Origin of the sequence: Agrobacterium leguminum (assembly GCF_015704895.1) — a bacterium.
GTDB classification, from domain to species: Bacteria; Pseudomonadota; Alphaproteobacteria; order Rhizobiales; family Rhizobiaceae; genus Agrobacterium; species Agrobacterium leguminum.
In genome coordinates, this window is the sequence record NZ_JADQWB010000002.1 from 264,597 (window position 1) to 282,261 (window position 17,665).

Here is a 17,665-nt window from a genome sequence, read left to right on the forward strand (position 1 = left end):
CGGCGTTCGAAGATAATTCGGTTTGAAGCGGACCGCTGGTCGCCTAGAATTCCTGCCAGTCGCCATGCGCGGGTGCTGCCACAGGCTGGGCATTGAGGGCGCGGCTGACGCTGTTCATCAATTTGCGGGCCGGAGACGCCACCGCCTGCGTCCTGCCGGAGACTGCCACCGGTCCAGCGGAGGCCGTCATCGGCCTTGCGGGCTGCTCGATGCGGGGGCTGCGCTGCACATTCTCCGCGCCGACGTTGAAGCGCGCCACGAGCGTCACGAGATGGTCGGCCTCGCTGCTCAGCTTATGGGTTGCGGCCGAGGTCTCCTCCACCATGGCGGCGTTGCGCTGCGTTACCTGGTCCATCTGGTTGATGGCGGTATTCACCTCATGCAGGCCGGTGGACTGTTCCCTGGCTGCCGTGGCGATCGAATGGATGTGCTCGTTGATTGCCAGAACGCGGGTCTCGATCTCGCTCAGTGCGCCGCCGGTTCTCTGCACCAGCGATACGCCACGCCCGACCTCCTCGCCGGATTTGGTGATCAGCGCCTTGATGTCCTTCGCGGCCGTTGCGGATCGTTGCGCAAGTTCTCGCACTTCCTGAGCGACGACGGCAAAGCCCTTGCCCGCTTCACCCGCACGGGCGGCTTCCACACCGGCATTCAGCGCCAGCAGGTTCGTCTGGAAGGCGATTTCGTCGATGACATTGATGATCTGGCTGATTTCGCGCGAGGCGTGCTCGATGCGATCCATGGCGGACACGGCATCGCGCACGACATTGGCGGACTCTTCCGTCTTCTGCTTCGTTTCGGCAACCATGGCGCTGGCTTCCTGCGCACGATCGGTCGAATTGCGGACGACGGCGGTAATCTCATCCAGAGCGGCGGAGGTTTCCTCCAGCGCCGCCGCCTGCTGTTCGGTCCGCTTCGACAGGTCGTCGGCCGCCGAGCGCAATTCGTTTGCGTTGCCGCTGATGCCTTCCGTGCTACCGCGCACTTCGCGCATCGTCTCGCGCAGCTTCGTCAGCGTCTGGTTGACGTTCCCCTGGAGTTCGGCGAAGACGCCGCGGAACTCGCCATCCATTCTCTCCGTCAGATCGCCCCGCGCAAGGCCTTCGATGACGCGGCTGGTCTCGGATACGCCATTATGGACGCCGGTGAGGAGCGAATTGATCGTCGCGGCGAAACGATTGAGGTTGTCGTCGCCATAATCCTTGTTGATGCGGCGGCTGAAATCGCCCTGGGCCGCAGCGTCGACGACGATGGCCATGCCGGCCTGCAGATCGTCGCTCTTGGCGCGCATGGCGGCTTCCTGCGCATTCATGCGGCGCACTTCGCTGCCGTTTTTCTTGAAGACCTCGACGGCCGCAGCCATTTCGCCGATTTCGTCGTTGCGGCCGAGATAGGGGACGTCCGCGTCGAGATTTCCATCGGCCACGGCATTCATCACCTGCGAAACCCTGCGGATCGGCGCGCTGAGCTGCCGCGTTCCGATGTAGAGGCCGAAGGCGGCTCCCGCGCCGACACCGGCAACCGTCACCGCGACGATCACCCAGAATATGGCGGTGCTGAAAGAATCGACTCCCGCCTTCACGACTTCGAGCTCGGCAAGGTCGTTTTTCACGACGCTGTCGATCTCCGCCTGATAGGCCTTGCGGTTGGCGCGGTTCGCCTCGTTATTGCCCTGCTGGCTGGCCGCCTGCGGCCCGTTTTCCTTCGCCAGTCGCACGGTCTCCAGACGGAAGGTGCGGAATTCCTTGGACCGACCGACAAGCTTGTCGAAACTCGCCTGCTGTTCCGCCGGCACGAGCGGCGCCCAGCTGGCAATGAGCTTTTCCATGGCGTCGAGGTTTTTGACCATGCCGTCGGCAAAGGGGGTGGCTGCCGCCACATCGGCTGCCGCGTAGACACCGCGTGCCTCCATGACGACCGCCGTTACCAGACGGTTGAGCGCCTCGCCCTTGTAGGCCCTCTCGGCGGTTTCCTCGAAATGATGCGACCGAACCCGGAATTCGTTGATCGCATAGATGGACAGCCCGCCAATGGTACAGGCCACAAGGCTCATCAGCCCGACAAGTAGATTGATACGACCGCGAATTCTCAACTTCGTTCCCCCAACAAAAACCAGCCGCGCGATGAAAATGGGAAGCTGGCATAACTTTTCGCGTCACAAGATTTATCAATGCTGCGTTAAGAAAGAATTTCAGATTTTATCGATTGCGCGCCGGAATCGGCCTCTATCGGCAGTCGGCGAAGGAGATGGCGGTGCGTTTTCCGCAAAAGGTGAAGCGCGAAAACCCCTTCGGCAATTGACTTTGCTCGGCCTATACCCTTATAAGCCGCGCACGCTCGGCCATTGAAAGCTCGCCCAGGCGGGGTTAGCCGTGCAAAAAACGAAACGCTCTTGCAAATTATTGCAAATTCAAGAAGGGCCGCACACCGCGGTATTAAATAAATGTCGAAGCGTACTTACCAACCGTCCAAGCTTGTCCGCAAGCGTCGCCATGGCTTCCGCGCCCGTATGGCTACCGCCGGCGGCCGCAAGGTTCTCGCAGCCCGCCGTGCGCGCGGCCGCGCTCGTCTTTCGGCTTAATTGCCGCCTCTGTGACCCGGTGAAAGTCGCGGGCACATGAGTAAGACAGGAAAACTGCCCGGCCGGCTTAAAAACCGGTCGGATTTCCTTGCCGTTCAGGCAGGAGAAAAACGGCGGGGAGGCACCTTTCTTCTGGAAGTGCTTGACCGGAAAACCCCGGAAACCGAGCCTCGCGTCGGTTTTACCGTAACGAAAAGACAAGGCAACGCGGTCGAGCGAAATCGCATGCGCCGCCGTCTCAAGGAAGCCGTCAGGCTTTCTGCCGGATTCGCAATGAAGCCCGGTCATGACTATGTGATTGTCGCCCGCAGGGACGTGCTCGATACGGCCTTCCCGAAACTTCAGTCTCTCCTTAACGAGCGAATTGAAGGAACGGCGAAACCGAAACGGTCCCAGGAGACCCGCTCCAGGAAAGAATGATGGAAAAGAACCGTAATTACTTCATCGCGATAGCCCTTTCGGTTGTCATCGTCCTCGCCTGGCAATTCCTTTACATGAATCCGCGTATCGAGCAGCAGCGCCGCGCCGAAGAGGCCCGCCAGGCGCAGCAGCAGACGACGCAGCAACAGCAGCCGGCGCCGGGCGCCGCACCAGGTGCTGCCGTCGAAGGCGCACCGCCCGCCTCCTCACCGCAGACTGCCGCCACGGCGACCCGCGAAGAGTCGATTGCGAGAACCCAGCGTGTGGCCATCGAGACCAACGCCATCGCCGGCTCGATCAACCTTACCGGCGCCCGCTTCGATGACATCCGGCTCAAGGACTACCATGAGACCGTCGATGACTCGAGCCCGATCATCACGCTGTTTTCGCCCTCCGACACCAAGGACGGCTACTTCACCGAACTCGGTTACGTTGCAGCACAGGAAGTCGGCGGCGTTCCCGGCCCGACCACCGTTTGGACGCTGGCAAGCGGCGACAAGCTGACGGAAACCACCCCGGTCACCCTCACCTACACCAATTCCAAGGGTGTGATTTTCTCCCGCACGGTTTCGATCGACGAGCATTACATGATCTCCGTTGCCGACAAGGTGGAGAACCCTGGACAGGCGGCGATCTCCTTCGCCACCTATGGCCGTGTGACGCGCAACAACAAGCCCGCAGTTCCCCCGGTCTTCGTCATCCATGAAGGTTTCCTCGGCGTCTCGGGCAAAGACGGCAGCCTGACGGAAGAAAAATACAAGGACGTCGAAGAAGCACCGGTAACGGTTGCCAAGGCGACCGGCGGCTGGCTCGGCATCACCGACAAATATTGGGCCGCAGCCATCGTTCCGCCGCAGACGACGCCGTTCGAAACCCGTTATTCGCATATTACCGGCAATCAGCCGAGCTATCAGGCCGATTTCAAGAGCGACCCGCTGACGGTCGAGCCCGGCCAGTCGATCGAGCTGAAGAGCCTCGTTTTCGCTGGCGCCAAGGAAGTGCCGCTGGTCGACCGTTACGAGACGACCTACGCCATTCCGAAGTTCGACCTTCTGATCGACTGGGGCTGGTTCTACTTCATCACCAAGCCGATGTTCAAACTGATGGATTTCTTCTTCCGTTATTTTGGCAATTTCGGCGTGGCGATCCTGCTCACCACCATCGTCGTCAAGGCTCTCTTCTTCCCGCTCGCCAGCAAGCAATATGCTTCCATGGCGAACATGAAGCGCGTGCAGCCGAAGATGGAAGAGTTGAAGGCCAAGCATGGCGATGACCGCATGGCCATGCAGCAGGCGATGATGCAGCTCTACAAGGAAGAGAAGATCAATCCTGTTGCCGGCTGCTGGCCGATGCTTTTGCAGATCCCGGTCTTCTTCGCGCTCTACAAGGTCATCTACGTCACCATCGAAATGCGGCATGCGCCGTTCTTCGGCTGGATTCACGACCTTTCCGCGCCGGATCCGACGTCGCTGTTCAACCTCTTCGGCCTTCTGCCCTATGATGTTCCGCACTTCCTGATGATCGGTGTCTGGCCGCTTGTCATGGGCATCACCATGTTCCTGCAGATGCGCATGAACCCGACGCCGCCCGATCCGACGCAGGCGATGATCTTCAACTGGATGCCGCTGATCTTCACCTTCATGCTGGCCTCCTTCCCGGCCGGTCTGGTCATCTACTGGGCATGGAACAATACGCTCTCCATCACCCAGCAGGCCGTCATCATGAAGCGCCAGGGCGCCAAGATCGAGCTGTTCGATAACATCAAGGGGCTGTTCAAGCGAAAGCCGGTGCAATCGAAATGAATGAGACCGGCACGGCAACCGAAAAGCCCCTGTTCGGGCGACCCTGGATTTTCATTCGCGGCGTTCCCGCAATGAAATTCCTGCCGCCCGAAGGCCCGCCGGAGATTGCCTTCGCCGGTCGTTCGAATGTCGGCAAGTCTTCGCTCATCAATGCGCTGGTGGGCCACAAGGGGCTTGCCCGCACGTCCAATACGCCCGGACGCACGCAGGAACTGAACTATTTCGTTCCGGATGGGTATTCCGGCGAAGCGGGCGATCTGCCGCCGATGGCGCTAGTCGACATGCCCGGTTACGGTTATGCGCAGGCCCCCAAGGATCAGGTCGACGCCTGGACGAAGCTCGTCTTCGATTATCTGCGCGGCCGTGCGACGCTGAAGCGCGTTTACGTGCTGATCGATTCCCGCCACGGCGTGAAAAAGAACGACGAGGAGGTTCTGACCCTGCTCGACAAGGCGGCCGTTTCCTACCAGATCGTGCTGACGAAGACGGACAAGATCAAGGATGCCGGCGTTCCGCGGCTGATCGGCGAAACGCTGGAGAAAATCCGCAAGCGTCCCGCCGCCTATCCGGAAGTTCTCGCCACATCCTCGGAAAAATCATTCGGGCTGGATAGCCTGCGGGCCGAGATCGTCAGAACGATCTCTCTTTGAGAGGCACGCCTCTCAGGCGATGGTGAAAAGCAGAACGGCGGTCCAGAGCGTCGCCGTCAACGCCAGAAGGCGCCAGAAGCGCACGGAATGCCAGACCTCCGAAAGCATGGCTGCGAACATGCTGCCACCCCGTAGCGGCTGGCCCCTGAATGGCAGGCCGGAGCGGCTTGGGTCCCGTTCCAGCAACGCGGCGACGGTCGCGTTTTCGCGATATTCGGTTTCCGCCAGATTGTCCCGCCAGCGCCTGACCATGGCCGCGAACTGGCGGTCGCGTTTGACGCGCTTGGCAAGTTCCGCCATGCTTTCCGGCGGCAGGGCACCCAGCACATATTCGCCCGCAAGGACTTCATCCCGCAAACCGCTTTGCTTGTCTCGATCGGGTGCCGTCATGTGGTCTCTCGCTCCTCGGTCGTTCAGGTCAGCATCGCTCCCGCGGCGCGCGACATCCATGTCGCCCTGAATTAACCCCTCCCCTTTCCCCTGCAAGGCTGGTCCCATTGGGCCTTTATGTCAATCTCATTACGGGGCCGGGACAGCCAAAAAAAAGAAATTTGACCGCTGCCGACACAATAAGGCCAGGAGGTTATTTCATCCGTCAAAGACTTGCTTTAGAGCGGTGACAGGCTTTCAACGGCCGCAACCACAGACCGAGGTTTTTAGATGACGTCTTCCGAAAGCGAAACTCAGGCGCGGCTGCTCGCACAGGCTCTGCCTTTCATGCAGAAATACGAGAACAAGACCATCGTGGTGAAATATGGCGGTCACGCCATGGGGGATTCCACGCTCGGCAAGGCTTTCGCGGAAGACATCGCCCTTTTGAAGCAATCGGGCATTAACCCCATCGTCGTACATGGCGGCGGCCCGCAGATCGGCGCGATGCTGACCAAGATGGGCATCGAATCGAAATTCGAGGGCGGACTGCGCGTCACCGACGCCAAGACGGTCGAGATCGTCGAAATGGTTCTGGCCGGTTCGATCAACAAGGAAATCGTCGCCCTCATCAACCAGACGGGCGAATGGGCCATCGGCCTGTGCGGCAAGGACGGCAACATGGTCTTCGCCGAAAAGGCGAAAAAGACCGTCATCGATCCCGACAGCAATATCGAACGTGTGCTCGATCTCGGCTTCGTCGGCGAAGTCACCGAAGTCGACCGCACCCTGCTCGACCTGCTCGCCAAGTCGGAAATGATCCCGGTCATCGCCCCGGTCGCGCCTGGCCGCGATGGTGCCACCTACAATATCAACGCCGATACCTTCGCCGGCGCGATTGCGGGTGCGCTTCACGCCTCGCGTCTGCTGTTTCTCACCGACGTTCCCGGCGTTCTCGACAAGAACAAGGAACTCATCAAGGAACTCACCGTCTCGCAGGCGCGTGCGCTCATCAAGGACGGCACGATTTCCGGCGGTATGATCCCGAAGGTCGAGACCTGCATCGACGCCATCAAGGCCGGTGTTCAGGGCGTGGTGATCCTCAACGGCAAGACGCCCCACTCCGTCCTTCTGGAAATCTTCACGGAAGGCGCCGGCACGCTCATCGTGCCCTGATAGGCTTCAGGTGGCGGACGGCAAGCCTGTCCGCCACGACAGGCATTCAGCCGAATGCCAGAAGCGACAGCACGCCCACGACAATCAGCAGGCAGCCGGAGAGTTCGAGCCGGTTGATTTTCTCCTTGAAGAAAAGCACGGTCGAGGCGAAGGCGAAGAGCATCTCAACCTGCGCCAATGCCTTCACCACGGCGGCCTGCTGCAGGGTCATCGCCGTGAACCAGCCGAACGAGGCCGTAGCGCCCACGAAACCGACCGCAAGCGATGGTTTCCACACCCTGGCGATGCGCCGCAACTCTTCCCGCTCGAGCCAGACGATCCACAGGAACATCGACACTGTCTGCATGACGATGACGACAACGAGGGTAAAGCCCGCCTGTATCATCGCGTCCGGAGCGGGAAGGCTCGGCGCAAGCGCAAGCGAGGCCGATCGATAAGCGACCGATGACAGGCCGAAGAAAGCCCCCGAGGCAAGGCCGATACCCGCTGTCCGGCTGAAGATCGACGTGAAGAAGGAAGCGGGCGTTACTTCCGTGCGCGCCACCGAAATCAGCATGACGCCGGCAACCGAGATGGCGATGGCCGCCAATGTGCCGCCATTGACGCTTTCCCCGATGAAAATAAGCGCGAACAGCGCTGCCTGCGCCGGCTCGGTGCGGGAATAGGCCGTTCCAACCGCGAAGTTGCGGAACGAGAACAGGTGCACCAGCAGGAAGGTGGCGGCGATCTGCGCCATGGCGCCGACCGTCGCCCACACGGCGAAGGACGTGTTGGGCACCGGCAGAGGGCGACCGAGCCCGAAATGCAGGAAAGCAAGATAAGCGAGAGCGAAAGGCATGCCGAACACGAAGCGCACGAAGGTCGCGCCCGTTGTGCCCATCATGCCCTTGAGGTGCTTCTGCAGGGTCGAGCGCAGGTTCTGCAAGAACGCGCTTGCGAAAGTGATGCCTATCCAGAGTTCCATGGCTTTGGCGGTATCATGCACCGGAGGCCGCAGCCAAGCCCGATTTTCTGATCAATCGTCGTCTTTTCGATTTTCTTCGGCCTTCGAAACGGGCATAAAGCAGCCCATGGACACAAAGCCGAAAAACCTGCCCGAAGCCGCCGATTTCGACCATGTGAGCGAATGGGTCTTCGATCTCGACAACACGCTCTATCCGCATCACATCAATCTGTTTTCGCAGATCGACCGTAACATGACGGCCTATGTGGCGGAGCTTCTGAAGCTCGATCCCGACGAGGCCCGAGCGCTGCAGAAACGCTATTATCACGACCACGGCACGACGCTTCAGGGGCTGATGATCCACTACGGCATCAGCCCGGACGAGTTTCTGGAACGCGCCCATGCCATCGATTATTCGGCGCTGAAGCCGCATCCGGAACTCGGCGAGGCAATCAAGGCTTTGCCGGGCCGCAAATTCATCCTTACCAACGGCAGCGTCAAACATGCGCAGGCGGCCGCCGGTGCGCTCGGCATTCTCGATCATTTCGAGGATATTTTCGATATCGTCGCCGCAGGCTATCTGCCGAAACCGGCCAGCGCGACCTATGAGAAGTTCGCGGCGCTTGCGAAACTCGACACGCAAAAAGCCGCCATGTTCGAGGATTTGCCGCGCAATCTCGCGGCGCCCAAGGCGCTCGGCATGAAGACCGTTCTGCTCGTCCCCGCCAATCTCGAGGGCATCATCATGGAACGCTGGGAAATCCCCGCCGTTACGGATGCGCATATCGACTACATCACCGACGACCTAACCGGTTTCCTGACGAAAACCATCGCAGGCTGAGCAGCGAACATTACCGAAGCTTCATGCACCTTACGGATGTTTAAGTGGTGAGGCGCATTGGACGTCACTATCTTCTCTTCAGGGACACCAAAGAAAGGTAATGACGATGACCACACGAAAAATCGCCCTGTCTGCTCTTGGCGCAGCCCTTTTGATCGGCACGGCCGCGACGGCAAGCTTTGCCGCCCCGCCCGCTCCGGGCAAAGGCCATGGCGAGCGCATGCCGATCCGCCAGGAAGCGGCCTTCGTTCACCTGCTGAAGGTAGCTGACACCGACAAGGACGGCAAGATTTCCAAGGAGGAATTCGCCGCCCGTCAGGACGCGCTCTTCACCGAGATCGACAAGGACAAAGACGGCTCGATCACACCGAAGGAAATGCGTGAGTATCGCCAGGCGAAGATGGAAGCTTTCCGCGCCGCCAACCCGCGCCCCGAGCGTGAGGACGCCAAAGCCGAAGACGGCAAAGGCCCCGAGGGCAAGCGCGCCGAAAGACATGCCGAGCGCGAACATGGCGGCCGTTTCGGCCATCAGGGCTGGGGCAAGCATGGCGGCAAGGGCGCAGGTTTCGCGCTGATCCGCTGGGCCGATACCGACGAGAACGGTCAGGTCAGCAAGGCCGAATTCACCGCCGCCGGCGAAAAGATGTTCGAACGGCTGGACAAGAACAAGGACGGCGTCATTTCCATCGACGACATGCCGGACCGCCCGTTCCTTTAACCCGCCAAAGAAAAAGCCCGCTCAAAAGCGGGCTTTTTTCTTCAATGCAGGCTGACGGTCTGGAGATCGTCTTCGGCAGCCTTGAAAAACGTACTGGACCGGTTGTCCGTCAGGAGGATCGGCGTACCATCTGCACCGAACAGCGCCCAAAGGTCCAATTGCGGATCGAGATCGGGCGCTTCCGGGAAACAGCGGCTGACGTCTTCCGCGCGGATCTTGCGGATATATCCCACTTCTCCTTCGCCGATATGGGCGAGCTGGGATTGGGTGAGACGCGCATGCGCTTCTTTCAACAGCATATTTCAGCCTCCTTCTTCACGCCGAGCGATTCGTGTCGGATTCCGGCGTTCACGTTCTACTCTGAGACGGAAATATTAATTTTCTTCACCACGTTTGAAATTTCCGGCCGGACCAGATCGATGGAAAGAAGGCCGTTGCGCAGGCGCGCTTCCCTGACCTGCATGCCATCGGCAAGCACGAAAACCCGCTGGAACTGGCGCGCCGCGATGCCTCGATAGAGAAAATCGCGCTTCTCCTGTTCCTGCTGGCGTCCGCGAATGACGAGCTGATTATCGGCCGTCGTCACATCCAGATCGTCCTGCGAAAAACCGGCAACCGCGATGGTGATGCGCAGACGTTCCGGCACATCGTCACTGCCCGGCAGGCGCTCGATATTATAGGGAGGATAGCCGTCATTGGCCTTCGCCATGCGCTCCAGCGTTTTTTCCATGGCATCAAAACCCAGCAAAAGCGGGTGGGTGAATGGCGTCATGCGGCTCATGTCTCTTTTGTCCTTGCAACCAAGCGACGTTTCGCGGTCCCGCTTCCGGCAACCTCGCCGGTCAATCACACCGGCCCCTGCAATATGGGAAGCACAACCGCAATACGCAAGACGCGGCGACGAGCAAAGGGGACACCGGGGAATGAGGCTTGACAAGTGAGCACCCGCCGCTCGAAAAAAGCGCTCATCTCAACGGCGGGCAAGACATGGCAGAACGCAGAAAAATCATTATCGACACCGATCCGGGCCAGGACGACGCGGCGGCAATCATGCTCGCCTTCGCAAGCCCGGAGGAAATCGACATTCTCGGATTGTGCGCCGTCGCCGGCAACGTTCCGCTGAAGCTCACCAGTCGCAACATCCGCATCATCAGCGAATTGTGCGGCCGCACCGATATTCCCGTCTATGAGGGCGCCGAGAAGCCGCTGGTGCGCAAGCCCATCACCGCCGAGCACGTTCACGGCAGCACCGGCCTCGACGGCCCGGTTCTCGATGAGCCGACCATGGAAGCGCAAAAGCAGCACGCGGTCGATTTCATCATCGAAACGCTGATGCGGGAACCCGCCGGCACCGTAACGCTCTGCACGCTCGGTGCGCTGACCAATGTGGCGCTGGCGCTCCTGAAGGCGCCGGAAATCGCCGACCGCGTCAAGGAATTGGTGATGATGGGCGGCGGCTTCTTCGAGGGCGGCAACATCACGCCGGCGGCGGAATTCAACATCTATGTCGACCCGCAGGCCGCCGATATCGTCTTCCGCTCCGGTATGCCGATCGTCATGATGCCGCTCGATGTCACCCATCAGTTGCTGACGACCAAGGCTCGGGTCAACCGCATTCGCGACATTGGCACGCGGCCGGCCATAGCCATGGCGGAAATGCTGGAATTCTTCGAGCGTTTCGACATCGAGAAATACGGTTCGGACGGCGGCCCGCTGCATGATCCGACCGTCATTGCCTATCTCGTCAAACCCGAACTGTTTCAGGGTCGCGAGTGCAATGTCGAAATCGAGGTCCATTCGGAACTCACCATGGGCATGACCGTGGTGGACTGGTGGAATGTTACCGAACGGCCCGCCAATGCCCGCGTGATGCGCAATGTGGATGCCGACGGCTTCTTCGAGTTGCTGACGGAACGTTTCGCCCGTCTCTGATGGAAGCGGACATTAAAAAAGGGCCGCTGGCGATACCAGCGGCCCTTTTCATTTGAGGCTGAAATGGCGCGTCAGAATTCCGTCCAGTCATCCTGCGCCAAAGCGTTTGCACCGCTGGTTCTCGGACGGGAGCGCGGCGTGGCCGGGCGGCCCGACGCCTGCGCCGGAGCGGCGGGTGCGCGCATTGCCGCCGCCGTGGCGCGCAGTTGCTGGCTGGAATGGCCACCGGAAACGGAGAAACCGGCAACGAGCGACTTCAGCGTTTCGGCTTCGCTGTTCAGCGTCACGCTGGCCGCCGTGGTTTCTTCCACCATCGCCGCATTCTGCTGGGTGACCTGATCCATCTGCGTGACGGCGGAATTGATCTCCTTGAGGCCGACCGCCTGTTCGCTGGCGGAAGCGGAAATCTGCCGTATCAGCTGGTTGATCTGCAGAACCTGATCGGCGATCTTTTTCATCGTCTCACCGGCCTTGCCGACCAGCTGGACGCCCTCGCCCACCTGCATGGCCGAGGTGTTGATGAGACCCTTGATCTCCTTGGCGGCGGTGGCGGACCGCTGCGCCAGTTCGCGGACTTCCTGTGCGACGACGGCAAAGCCCTTGCCGGCATCACCGGCGCGGGCGGCTTCCACGCCCGCATTCAGCGCCAGAAGATTGGTCTGGAAGGCGATCTCGTCGATAACCCCGATAATGCGCGAGATTTCGGCCGATGATTGCGCGATGCCTTCCATGGAGTTTACGGCCTGCTGCACGACCTCACCCGACTTACCCGCATCGTCGCAGGCATGGCTGACGGCTCCGGCCGCCTCTGCGGCGTTTTCCGCGCTGGAATTAACCTGCGCGGTCAGCTCATTGAGGGCGGCAGCGGTTTCTTCCAGGCTTGCGGCCTGCTGTTCCGTGCGGTGCGAAAGATCGCTGGCGGCGCGGGTGATCTCGCCCGTGCCGTTGCCGATGCTGACGACGGTTGCGTTGACGGTGGAAACGGTTTCCTCGAGGCTCGCCAGCGCCGAGTTGAAGTCCTCGCGCAGCTTCGCATATTCGCCGGGGAACTCGTCCTCGATACGGTAGGTGAGATTGCCCTGCGAAAGCGCATTGAGACCAGCACCCAGCACGCCGACAATGTGCTGCTGCATGCGGCTGTTTTCAGTACGCTCGGATTCCGAGCGCTGGCGCGCCGTTTCCGCGTGACCACGCTGGGCCTCGGCTTCGGCCTCCATCTCGCGGATGCCGGCAAGCTTTGCACGGAAACCTTCCAGCGCGATAGCCACCGCACCCGTCTCATCCCGGCGCTCCTGTCCGGAAACCGGCACATCGTAGCGACCGTCGCTCAGCGTCCTGACGTCGGAAACCAGCGAGGCAAGCGGATTGCGGACGAAATGGCGCACGGCGAAATAAAGCGCGGTGATGACGGCGGCGAGAATGACAATCGCGCCGATGATCATCATATAGGTCTGTTCCTGAACCGGTGCGTTCAGGGCCTGATGGGGAATATCCACCAGCACCACCCAGGTCGCGTTGAGACCCGGAACGGCGAAGGGATAAACGAGACGATTATAGGGCGCGTCCGTATCGAGGCCTAGATTTTCGATAAGGCCCTGCTTGCCTGACGTGATCGCCGCCTGAACGGTGCTCGCACCGTCTCCGTCATAGGCTTTCATGTTCTGCGCGGGCGTCGGCGGCACCAGCCACTGGCCGCCCTGCGAAACGAGCGTTACACGGCCGGTCTCGAAAGGATGCAGCGCCTGCAGCTTCTGCGACAGCGAGGCCAACGAGATATCCACACCCGCCACACCGATCATCTTGCCGTCCGACATGACCGGATAGGCAAGCGAGGTCATGGTTGTGGGTACTTCCGTGCCTTCCGCGAGATAGGGCTGGGTAATGGCGCCCTTGCCGGATTTGGAGGCAAGCGCATACCATTCCGCCGCGTAATCATTCTTGAAGGTCGAGAACTGGATGTCGCCCTTCTGGGTCTTCGACCAATAGGGCGCAAACGCGCCGTTTTCATTGGTGCCGAGATCGAGCCTGCCCGCAATCTCCTTGCTCTGTCCGTCAAAGAGACCGAGCTGCTCGCAGAACCAGCTTCCGAAAGCAAAGGCATTCTGCTCGACATTGGCCTTGAGGATGTTGACGATGCCGGGGCGATCCATCGATTTCGCCTGATGCGCACGGCCGATGACGCCGGCCATGGAGCGCGCGGCGCTGCCGAGTTCACCGACATCGGCGGCGATGACGTTGGCGATGGCGCGCGCTTCGGTATTGGCCTGATCCATGGTCAGCGCGTGCACGCGCTCACTCGTCTGGGAAATGAGGAAGGAATTCGATGCAACGAGAACCGTGGTGATGGCGCAGCCGGTTACGAGGATCAGCTTGGTCGCAAGCGACTTCACTTGGAAATTGAACATTTTGGCCTCGATCAAATCGCCCGCCCGAAAAGGCTGACGTCAACGGATGATAAATCTCCGTCATGGAGGCCCGTCCGCAGGGGACAGTGCGCTGCAGCGCGACGGGGCAAAATTAGAAGAAGATTGCTAATTAAGCCCTAAAATTACTTCGTCGCGCCAAGCATAATCAGTGTTCGTAGTGGGCCGAGATGATTTTCCATGCATCGTCGGCCGTTTCGGCGAAATGCAGAAGATTCATATCTTCAGGCGCGATGGTGCCGAAATCCGCCAGGAATTCGAAATTGATCACTGATCGCCAGAATTTCTCGCCGAACAGGATGAGCGGAATGGGCTCCATGCGCTTCGTCTGGATGAGCGTCAGGGCCTCGAACAATTCGTCCAGCGTGCCGAAACCGCCGGGGAAGATCACCACCGCCTTCGCCCGCATCAGGAAATGCATCTTGCGAATGGCGAAATAGTGGAAGTTGAAGCTCAGCTCCGGCGTCACATAGGGGTTCGGCGCCTGCTCGTGCGGCAGGACGATGTTGAGGCCGATGGACGGGCCGCCGGCATCGGCAGCGCCGCGATTGCCCGCTTCCATGACACCGGGACCGCCGCCGGTGACCACGACATATTCGAGATGGTCGGATTTCGCGGCATAGTCGGTGCAGAGACGGGCGAATTTACGCGCCTCGTCGTAATAGACGGAAGATTGCTCCAGATTGCGCTTCTGCGTCTCGTTGCGCGCCGCCCAGGCTTCGCCGCCGGGTTCGGGAATGCGGGCGCCGCCGAACATGACGACGGTGGATTTGATGCCGCGCTCGGTCAGCGCCATTTCCGTCTTCAGCAGTTCCAATTGAAGCCTGACGGGGCGCAATTCCTCGCGGCAGAGAAAATCCATGTCCACATAGGCGAGGCGATAGGACGGGGAATCCGACTGCGGTGTTTTTTGAACGACCTCGGCCTGCTGCTTGTCCACGGCACTGCGCTTCAACGGGTCCCATACCCCGTCCTTGCGCCGCAACTTGCCGTTTTTCAGTCGTGTCATTTCCATGCCTTTCGTCTGACGCGCCAAATCACCCAAATCACATTGACGCCTTTCCAACACTCCCTTAGATCAAATGACCAAAGCCTTCCAGCGGCGCGGGACCATCCGTGACCACGAACACCACGCGACTTTAAGGAATTTTCCATGAGCCTTACGGATCTCACCTCCCTCGAAACCATCATCGAAACCGCCTTCGACAACCGCGATGGTGTGAACGTATCGACGAAGGGCGAGGTTCGCGACGCCGTGGACACATCTCTTCAACTTCTCGATAGCGGCAAGGCACGCGTGGCCGAAAAGCAGGCTGGCGGAAACTGGAAGGTGAACCAGTGGCTGAAAAAGGCCGTGCTTCTCTCCTTCCGCCTGAACGACATGGAGATCGTCACCGGCGGACCGGGCGAATCCACCTGGTGGGACAAGGTGCCGTCGAAATTCGAAAACTGGGGCGAAAACCAGTTCCGCGCCGCCGGTTTCCGTGCCGTGCCTAACGCCGTCGTGCGCCGCTCCGCCTATGTCGCCAAGAACGTGGTGCTGATGCCTTCCTTCGTCAATCTCGGCGCCTATGTCGATGAAGGCACGATGGTAGACACCTGGGCAACTGTCGGCTCCTGCGCGCAGATCGGCAAGAATGTGCACCTCTCCGGCGGCGTCGGCATCGGCGGCGTTCTGGAGCCGCTTCAGGCCGGCCCGACCATCATCGAGGACAATTGCTTCATCGGCGCCCGTTCGGAAGTCGTCGAAGGCTGCATCGTGCGTGAAGGCGCGGTTCTCGGCATGGGCGTGTTCATCGGCAAGTCCACCAAGATCGTCGACCGCGCCACCGGCGAGATCACCTATGGCGAAGTGCCGCCCTATTCCGTCGTGGTTGCCGGCACCATGCCGGGCAAGCCTTTCCCGAACGGCGAACCGGGCCCGAGCCTCTATTGCGCCGTCATCGTCAAGCGCGTCGATGAAAAGACCCGCTCCAAGACCGGCATCAACGAGCTTCTGCGCGACTGATATAAAGCGACTGCCATGACCACGACCGATCCCGTTGCCAATCTCGCCGCCCTCATCCGTTGCCCTTCGGTGACGCCTGCGGAAGGCGGCGCGCTTTCCCTGCTCGACACCCTGCTTTCGCCGCTTGGTTTCCAGGCGGACAGGATGGTGGCGAGCGAGGCGGGAACGCCTGACGTGGAGAACCTTTATGCCCGGCTCGGCACCGAGGGCCCGCATCTGATGTTTGCGGGCCATACGGATGTCGTTCCGGTGGGCGATGAGGCCGCATGGAGCCATCCGCCCTTTGCGGCCGAAATCGCCGGCGGCGAAATGTTCGGTCGCGGTGCAGTGGACATGAAGGGCGGCATCGCCTGTTTCGTTGCCGCCATTGCCCGCCATATCGAAAAACACGGCAAGCCGCAGGGCTCCGTTTCCTTCCTGATTACAGGCGATGAGGAAGGCCCGTCGATCAACGGCACTTCCAAGCTGCTGGAATGGGCGGCCGCCAAGGGCGAGACATGGGATGCCTGCGTGGTGGGCGAACCGACCAATCCCGACCAGCTTGGCGACATGATCAAGATCGGCCGCCGGGGATCGCTTTCCGGCCGCATCACGGTCCATGGCGTGCAGGGACATGCCGCCTATCCGCATCTCGCCGACAACCCCATTCGCGGTTTGCTGCAACTGACCCATGCGCTGATGCATCCGCCCTTCGATCATGGCACCGACAATTTCCAGCCCTCCAATCTGGAAGTAACGACAGTCGATACCGGCAATGCCGCCACCAATGTGATCCCGGCGCGGGCGACAGCCTCCTTCAACATCCGTTTCAACGATACGTGGACTGCAGAGAGCCTGCGCGCGGAAATCATCCGCCGCCTCGATGCCGCCGCAGCAGAAGGCGAGCTTCGCCCCGACCGTGCACCGGTGAAGTACGACATCGTCTGGGCGGACCGCCCGGCCCATGTCTTTCTTACCCGGAACAATGCCCTCATCTCGTCGCTTTCCGGCGCGGTGGAAGCCGTGACCGGCAAGGAACCCAAGCTTTCGACCACCGGCGGCACCTCGGATGCGCGTTTCATCAAGGATTATTGCCCGGTGGTGGAATTCGGCCTCGTCGGGCAGACCATGCATATGGTCGACGAGCGTGTGGCGGTTGCGGATCTCGAGACGTTGACGCGCATTTACGAGACCTTTATCGAACGCTGGTTCGCCCATGCCGACGGCAAGTGAAATAAGGCTCTATCTGACGGGTCTGTGGCTTCTGCTGCTCGGCGACCATAATGGCGCACGTTATCTGGACCTCTCCGAGCGCGGCATGTGGCGGTCCTTCTATTCCGCCCTCTGGTGCCTGCCGGCCATGCTGGTTTCCTGGCTGTGGCTGCGCGCCGCCTTCCTCGCCAGCTATCCGCCCGGCACCGGAACGGGCTTCATCTTCTTCTTCCGTCTGGCAATGGTTGAGGCCATCTGCTGGATCGTGCCGCTGCTGTTGATCGGCATGCTGCTGTTTGCCTTCGGCGCACGGGAAAAATTCGCGCCGCTCGTCACCACCATGAACTGGCTGTCCCTGCCGTTTTCCTACGCCTATGCGGTTCTGATCCTGATCGCATTCTTCCTGCCGCCCTTGCAGGGGCTGATCGCCATTCTCTGGCTGGCGCTGCTTCTGTCGCTGGTCTTCGCCTTCTCGCGGATCGTGCGGTTCTTCATCCGCGACCAGTCGCTGCTCGTCTCGGCCATCGTCATGACGCTGCTGGTGCCCGGCATGCTTCTGTCGGAAGCGCTGCAGCGTTTTCTCGGCGTTTATCCGGCCTGAGAACCTGCCT

18 protein-coding genes are annotated in these 17,665 nt (G+C 60.5%); 11 read left to right on the top strand and 7 right to left on the bottom strand.

Annotated elements, in window-relative coordinates:
- Nucleotides 1–43: 43 nt before the first annotated feature.
- Complete coding sequence (locus I3J13_RS04180; protein ID WP_196378080.1) at nucleotides 44–2,092, bottom strand: methyl-accepting chemotaxis protein; 2,049 nt, start codon at nucleotides 2,090–2,092, stop codon at nucleotides 44–46.
- A 351-nt stretch (nucleotides 2,093–2,443) separates the two neighbouring features.
- Between I3J13_RS04180 and rpmH the strand changes: the two genes are divergently transcribed.
- The 4 genes from rpmH to yihA are packed head-to-tail and all read left to right on the top strand — an operon-like array spanning nucleotide 2,444 to nucleotide 5,453.
- Nucleotides 2,444–2,581, top strand: coding sequence for a 50S ribosomal protein L34 (gene rpmH, locus I3J13_RS04185; RefSeq protein ID WP_003493611.1), 138 nt, complete (start codon nucleotides 2,444–2,446; stop codon nucleotides 2,579–2,581).
- 36 nt (nucleotides 2,582–2,617) lie between these two features.
- Nucleotides 2,618–3,001 carry a ribonuclease P protein component gene (gene rnpA, locus I3J13_RS04190; protein ID WP_065654558.1) on the top strand — a complete coding sequence of 128 codons (384 nt, stop codon included), beginning with the start codon at nucleotides 2,618–2,620 and terminating at the stop codon, nucleotides 2,999–3,001.
- Nucleotides 3,001–4,803, top strand: a complete 1,803-nt coding sequence (gene yidC, locus I3J13_RS04195) for a membrane protein insertase YidC (RefSeq protein WP_003520032.1) — start codon at nucleotides 3,001–3,003, stop codon at nucleotides 4,801–4,803. Before rnpA ends, yidC begins: the two co-directional genes overlap by 1 nt.
- Nucleotides 4,800–5,453 (top strand): ribosome biogenesis GTP-binding protein YihA/YsxC, encoded by a 654-nt coding sequence (gene yihA / locus I3J13_RS04200; protein WP_196378081.1) that lies wholly within the window; start codon nucleotides 4,800–4,802, stop codon nucleotides 5,451–5,453. Before yidC ends, yihA begins: the two co-directional genes overlap by 4 nt.
- 12 nt (nucleotides 5,454–5,465) lie before the next feature.
- Here yihA and I3J13_RS04205 read toward each other — a convergent pair whose 3' ends face one another.
- Nucleotides 5,466–5,843 (bottom strand): hypothetical protein, encoded by a 378-nt coding sequence (locus I3J13_RS04205; protein ID WP_020812283.1) that lies wholly within the window; start codon nucleotides 5,841–5,843, stop codon nucleotides 5,466–5,468.
- A 270-nt stretch (nucleotides 5,844–6,113) separates the two neighbouring features.
- On the opposite strand from I3J13_RS04205, the gene argB reads away from it, so the two are divergent.
- A complete protein-coding gene (argB, locus tag I3J13_RS04210) occupies nucleotides 6,114–6,998 on the top strand; it encodes an acetylglutamate kinase (RefSeq protein ID WP_003503698.1) in 885 nt (294 codons plus the stop codon).
- Between the two features lie 46 nt (nucleotides 6,999–7,044).
- On the opposite strand, the gene I3J13_RS04215 is transcribed toward argB, so the two are convergent.
- Nucleotides 7,045–7,962: a DMT family transporter gene (locus I3J13_RS04215; RefSeq protein WP_196378082.1), complete on the bottom strand. Its 918-nt coding sequence runs from the start codon at nucleotides 7,960–7,962 to the stop codon at nucleotides 7,045–7,047.
- Nucleotides 7,963–8,068: 106 nt separating this feature from the next.
- On the opposite strand from I3J13_RS04215, the gene I3J13_RS04220 reads away from it, so the two are divergent.
- Both I3J13_RS04220 and I3J13_RS04225 read left to right on the top strand, forming a co-directional pair.
- On the top strand, nucleotides 8,069–8,782 hold the full coding sequence (locus I3J13_RS04220) for a pyrimidine 5'-nucleotidase (protein ID WP_035263943.1): 714 nt from the start codon (nucleotides 8,069–8,071) through the stop codon (nucleotides 8,780–8,782).
- 100 nt (nucleotides 8,783–8,882) lie between these two features.
- Complete coding sequence (locus I3J13_RS04225; protein WP_196378083.1) at nucleotides 8,883–9,500, top strand: EF-hand domain-containing protein; 618 nt, start codon at nucleotides 8,883–8,885, stop codon at nucleotides 9,498–9,500.
- Nucleotides 9,501–9,541: 41 nt separating this feature from the next.
- Here I3J13_RS04225 and I3J13_RS04230 read toward each other — a convergent pair whose 3' ends face one another.
- Together I3J13_RS04230 and I3J13_RS04235 are read right to left on the bottom strand one after the other, a co-directional pair.
- Nucleotides 9,542–9,799 carry a BQ00720 family protein gene (locus I3J13_RS04230; protein WP_003520040.1) on the bottom strand — a complete coding sequence of 86 codons (258 nt, stop codon included), beginning with the start codon at nucleotides 9,797–9,799 and terminating at the stop codon, nucleotides 9,542–9,544.
- Between the two features lie 56 nt (nucleotides 9,800–9,855).
- A complete protein-coding gene (locus I3J13_RS04235; protein ID WP_080791469.1) occupies nucleotides 9,856–10,281 on the bottom strand; it encodes an Hsp20 family protein in 426 nt (141 codons plus the stop codon).
- A gap of 206 nt (nucleotides 10,282–10,487) precedes the next feature.
- Between I3J13_RS04235 and I3J13_RS04240 the strand changes: the two genes are divergently transcribed.
- Nucleotides 10,488–11,432 carry a nucleoside hydrolase gene (locus I3J13_RS04240; protein WP_174055947.1) on the top strand — a complete coding sequence of 315 codons (945 nt, stop codon included), beginning with the start codon at nucleotides 10,488–10,490 and terminating at the stop codon, nucleotides 11,430–11,432.
- A 71-nt stretch (nucleotides 11,433–11,503) separates the two neighbouring features.
- On the opposite strand, the gene I3J13_RS04245 is transcribed toward I3J13_RS04240, so the two are convergent.
- Complete coding sequence (locus tag I3J13_RS04245; RefSeq protein ID WP_196378084.1) at nucleotides 11,504–13,837, bottom strand: methyl-accepting chemotaxis protein; 2,334 nt, start codon at nucleotides 13,835–13,837, stop codon at nucleotides 11,504–11,506.
- Between the two features lie 166 nt (nucleotides 13,838–14,003).
- Entirely contained in the window at nucleotides 14,004–14,870 is an 867-nt protein-coding gene (locus tag I3J13_RS04250) for an LOG family protein (protein WP_031234344.1), read from the bottom strand.
- Between the two features lie 138 nt (nucleotides 14,871–15,008).
- Here I3J13_RS04250 and dapD point away from each other — a divergent pair, with 138 nt between their 5' ends.
- The 3 genes from dapD to I3J13_RS04265 are packed head-to-tail and all read left to right on the top strand — an operon-like array spanning nucleotide 15,009 to nucleotide 17,655.
- Nucleotides 15,009–15,863: a 2,3,4,5-tetrahydropyridine-2,6-dicarboxylate N-succinyltransferase gene (dapD, locus tag I3J13_RS04255; RefSeq protein ID WP_196378085.1), complete on the top strand. Its 855-nt coding sequence runs from the start codon at nucleotides 15,009–15,011 to the stop codon at nucleotides 15,861–15,863.
- Nucleotides 15,864–15,878: 15 nt separating this feature from the next.
- Nucleotides 15,879–17,075 carry a succinyl-diaminopimelate desuccinylase gene (dapE, locus tag I3J13_RS04260; RefSeq protein ID WP_196378086.1) on the top strand — a complete coding sequence of 399 codons (1,197 nt, stop codon included), beginning with the start codon at nucleotides 15,879–15,881 and terminating at the stop codon, nucleotides 17,073–17,075.
- Nucleotides 17,059–17,655, top strand: a complete 597-nt coding sequence (locus tag I3J13_RS04265; protein ID WP_003520047.1) for a hypothetical protein — start codon at nucleotides 17,059–17,061, stop codon at nucleotides 17,653–17,655. The genes dapE and I3J13_RS04265 overlap by 17 nt, the downstream gene beginning before the upstream one ends.
- The last annotated feature ends 10 nt before the right edge of the window (nucleotides 17,656–17,665 follow it).

Excerpts from the sequence above, each read along its gene's own strand:
- argB (WP_003503698.1), top strand. The coding sequence starts at position 6,114 with ATGACGTCTTCCGAAAGCGAAACTCAGGCGCGGCTGCTCGCACAGGCT.
- rnpA (WP_065654558.1), top strand. The coding sequence starts at position 2,618 with ATGAGTAAGACAGGAAAACTGCCCGGCCGGCTTAAAAACCGGTCGGAT.
- dapD (WP_196378085.1), top strand. The coding sequence starts at position 15,009 with ATGAGCCTTACGGATCTCACCTCCCTCGAAACCATCATCGAAACCGCC.
- I3J13_RS04245 (WP_196378084.1), bottom strand. The coding sequence starts at position 13,837 with ATGTTCAATTTCCAAGTGAAGTCGCTTGCGACCAAGCTGATCCTCGTA.
- I3J13_RS04215 (WP_196378082.1), bottom strand. The coding sequence starts at position 7,962 with ATGGAACTCTGGATAGGCATCACTTTCGCAAGCGCGTTCTTGCAGAAC.
- I3J13_RS04205 (WP_020812283.1), bottom strand. The coding sequence starts at position 5,843 with ATGACGGCACCCGATCGAGACAAGCAAAGCGGTTTGCGGGATGAAGTC.
- dapE (WP_196378086.1), top strand. The coding sequence starts at position 15,879 with ATGACCACGACCGATCCCGTTGCCAATCTCGCCGCCCTCATCCGTTGC.
- I3J13_RS04240 (WP_174055947.1), top strand. The coding sequence starts at position 10,488 with ATGGCAGAACGCAGAAAAATCATTATCGACACCGATCCGGGCCAGGAC.
- I3J13_RS04265 (WP_003520047.1), top strand. The coding sequence starts at position 17,059 with ATGCCGACGGCAAGTGAAATAAGGCTCTATCTGACGGGTCTGTGGCTT.
- yidC (WP_003520032.1), top strand. The coding sequence starts at position 3,001 with ATGGAAAAGAACCGTAATTACTTCATCGCGATAGCCCTTTCGGTTGTC.
- I3J13_RS04235 (WP_080791469.1), bottom strand. The coding sequence starts at position 10,281 with ATGAGCCGCATGACGCCATTCACCCACCCGCTTTTGCTGGGTTTTGAT.
- yihA (WP_196378081.1), top strand. The coding sequence starts at position 4,800 with ATGAATGAGACCGGCACGGCAACCGAAAAGCCCCTGTTCGGGCGACCC.
- I3J13_RS04220 (WP_035263943.1), top strand. The coding sequence starts at position 8,069 with ATGGACACAAAGCCGAAAAACCTGCCCGAAGCCGCCGATTTCGACCAT.
- rpmH (WP_003493611.1), top strand. The coding sequence starts at position 2,444 with ATGTCGAAGCGTACTTACCAACCGTCCAAGCTTGTCCGCAAGCGTCGC.
- I3J13_RS04250 (WP_031234344.1), bottom strand. The coding sequence starts at position 14,870 with ATGGAAATGACACGACTGAAAAACGGCAAGTTGCGGCGCAAGGACGGG.
- I3J13_RS04230 (WP_003520040.1), bottom strand. The coding sequence starts at position 9,799 with ATGCTGTTGAAAGAAGCGCATGCGCGTCTCACCCAATCCCAGCTCGCC.
- I3J13_RS04225 (WP_196378083.1), top strand. The coding sequence starts at position 8,883 with ATGACGATGACCACACGAAAAATCGCCCTGTCTGCTCTTGGCGCAGCC.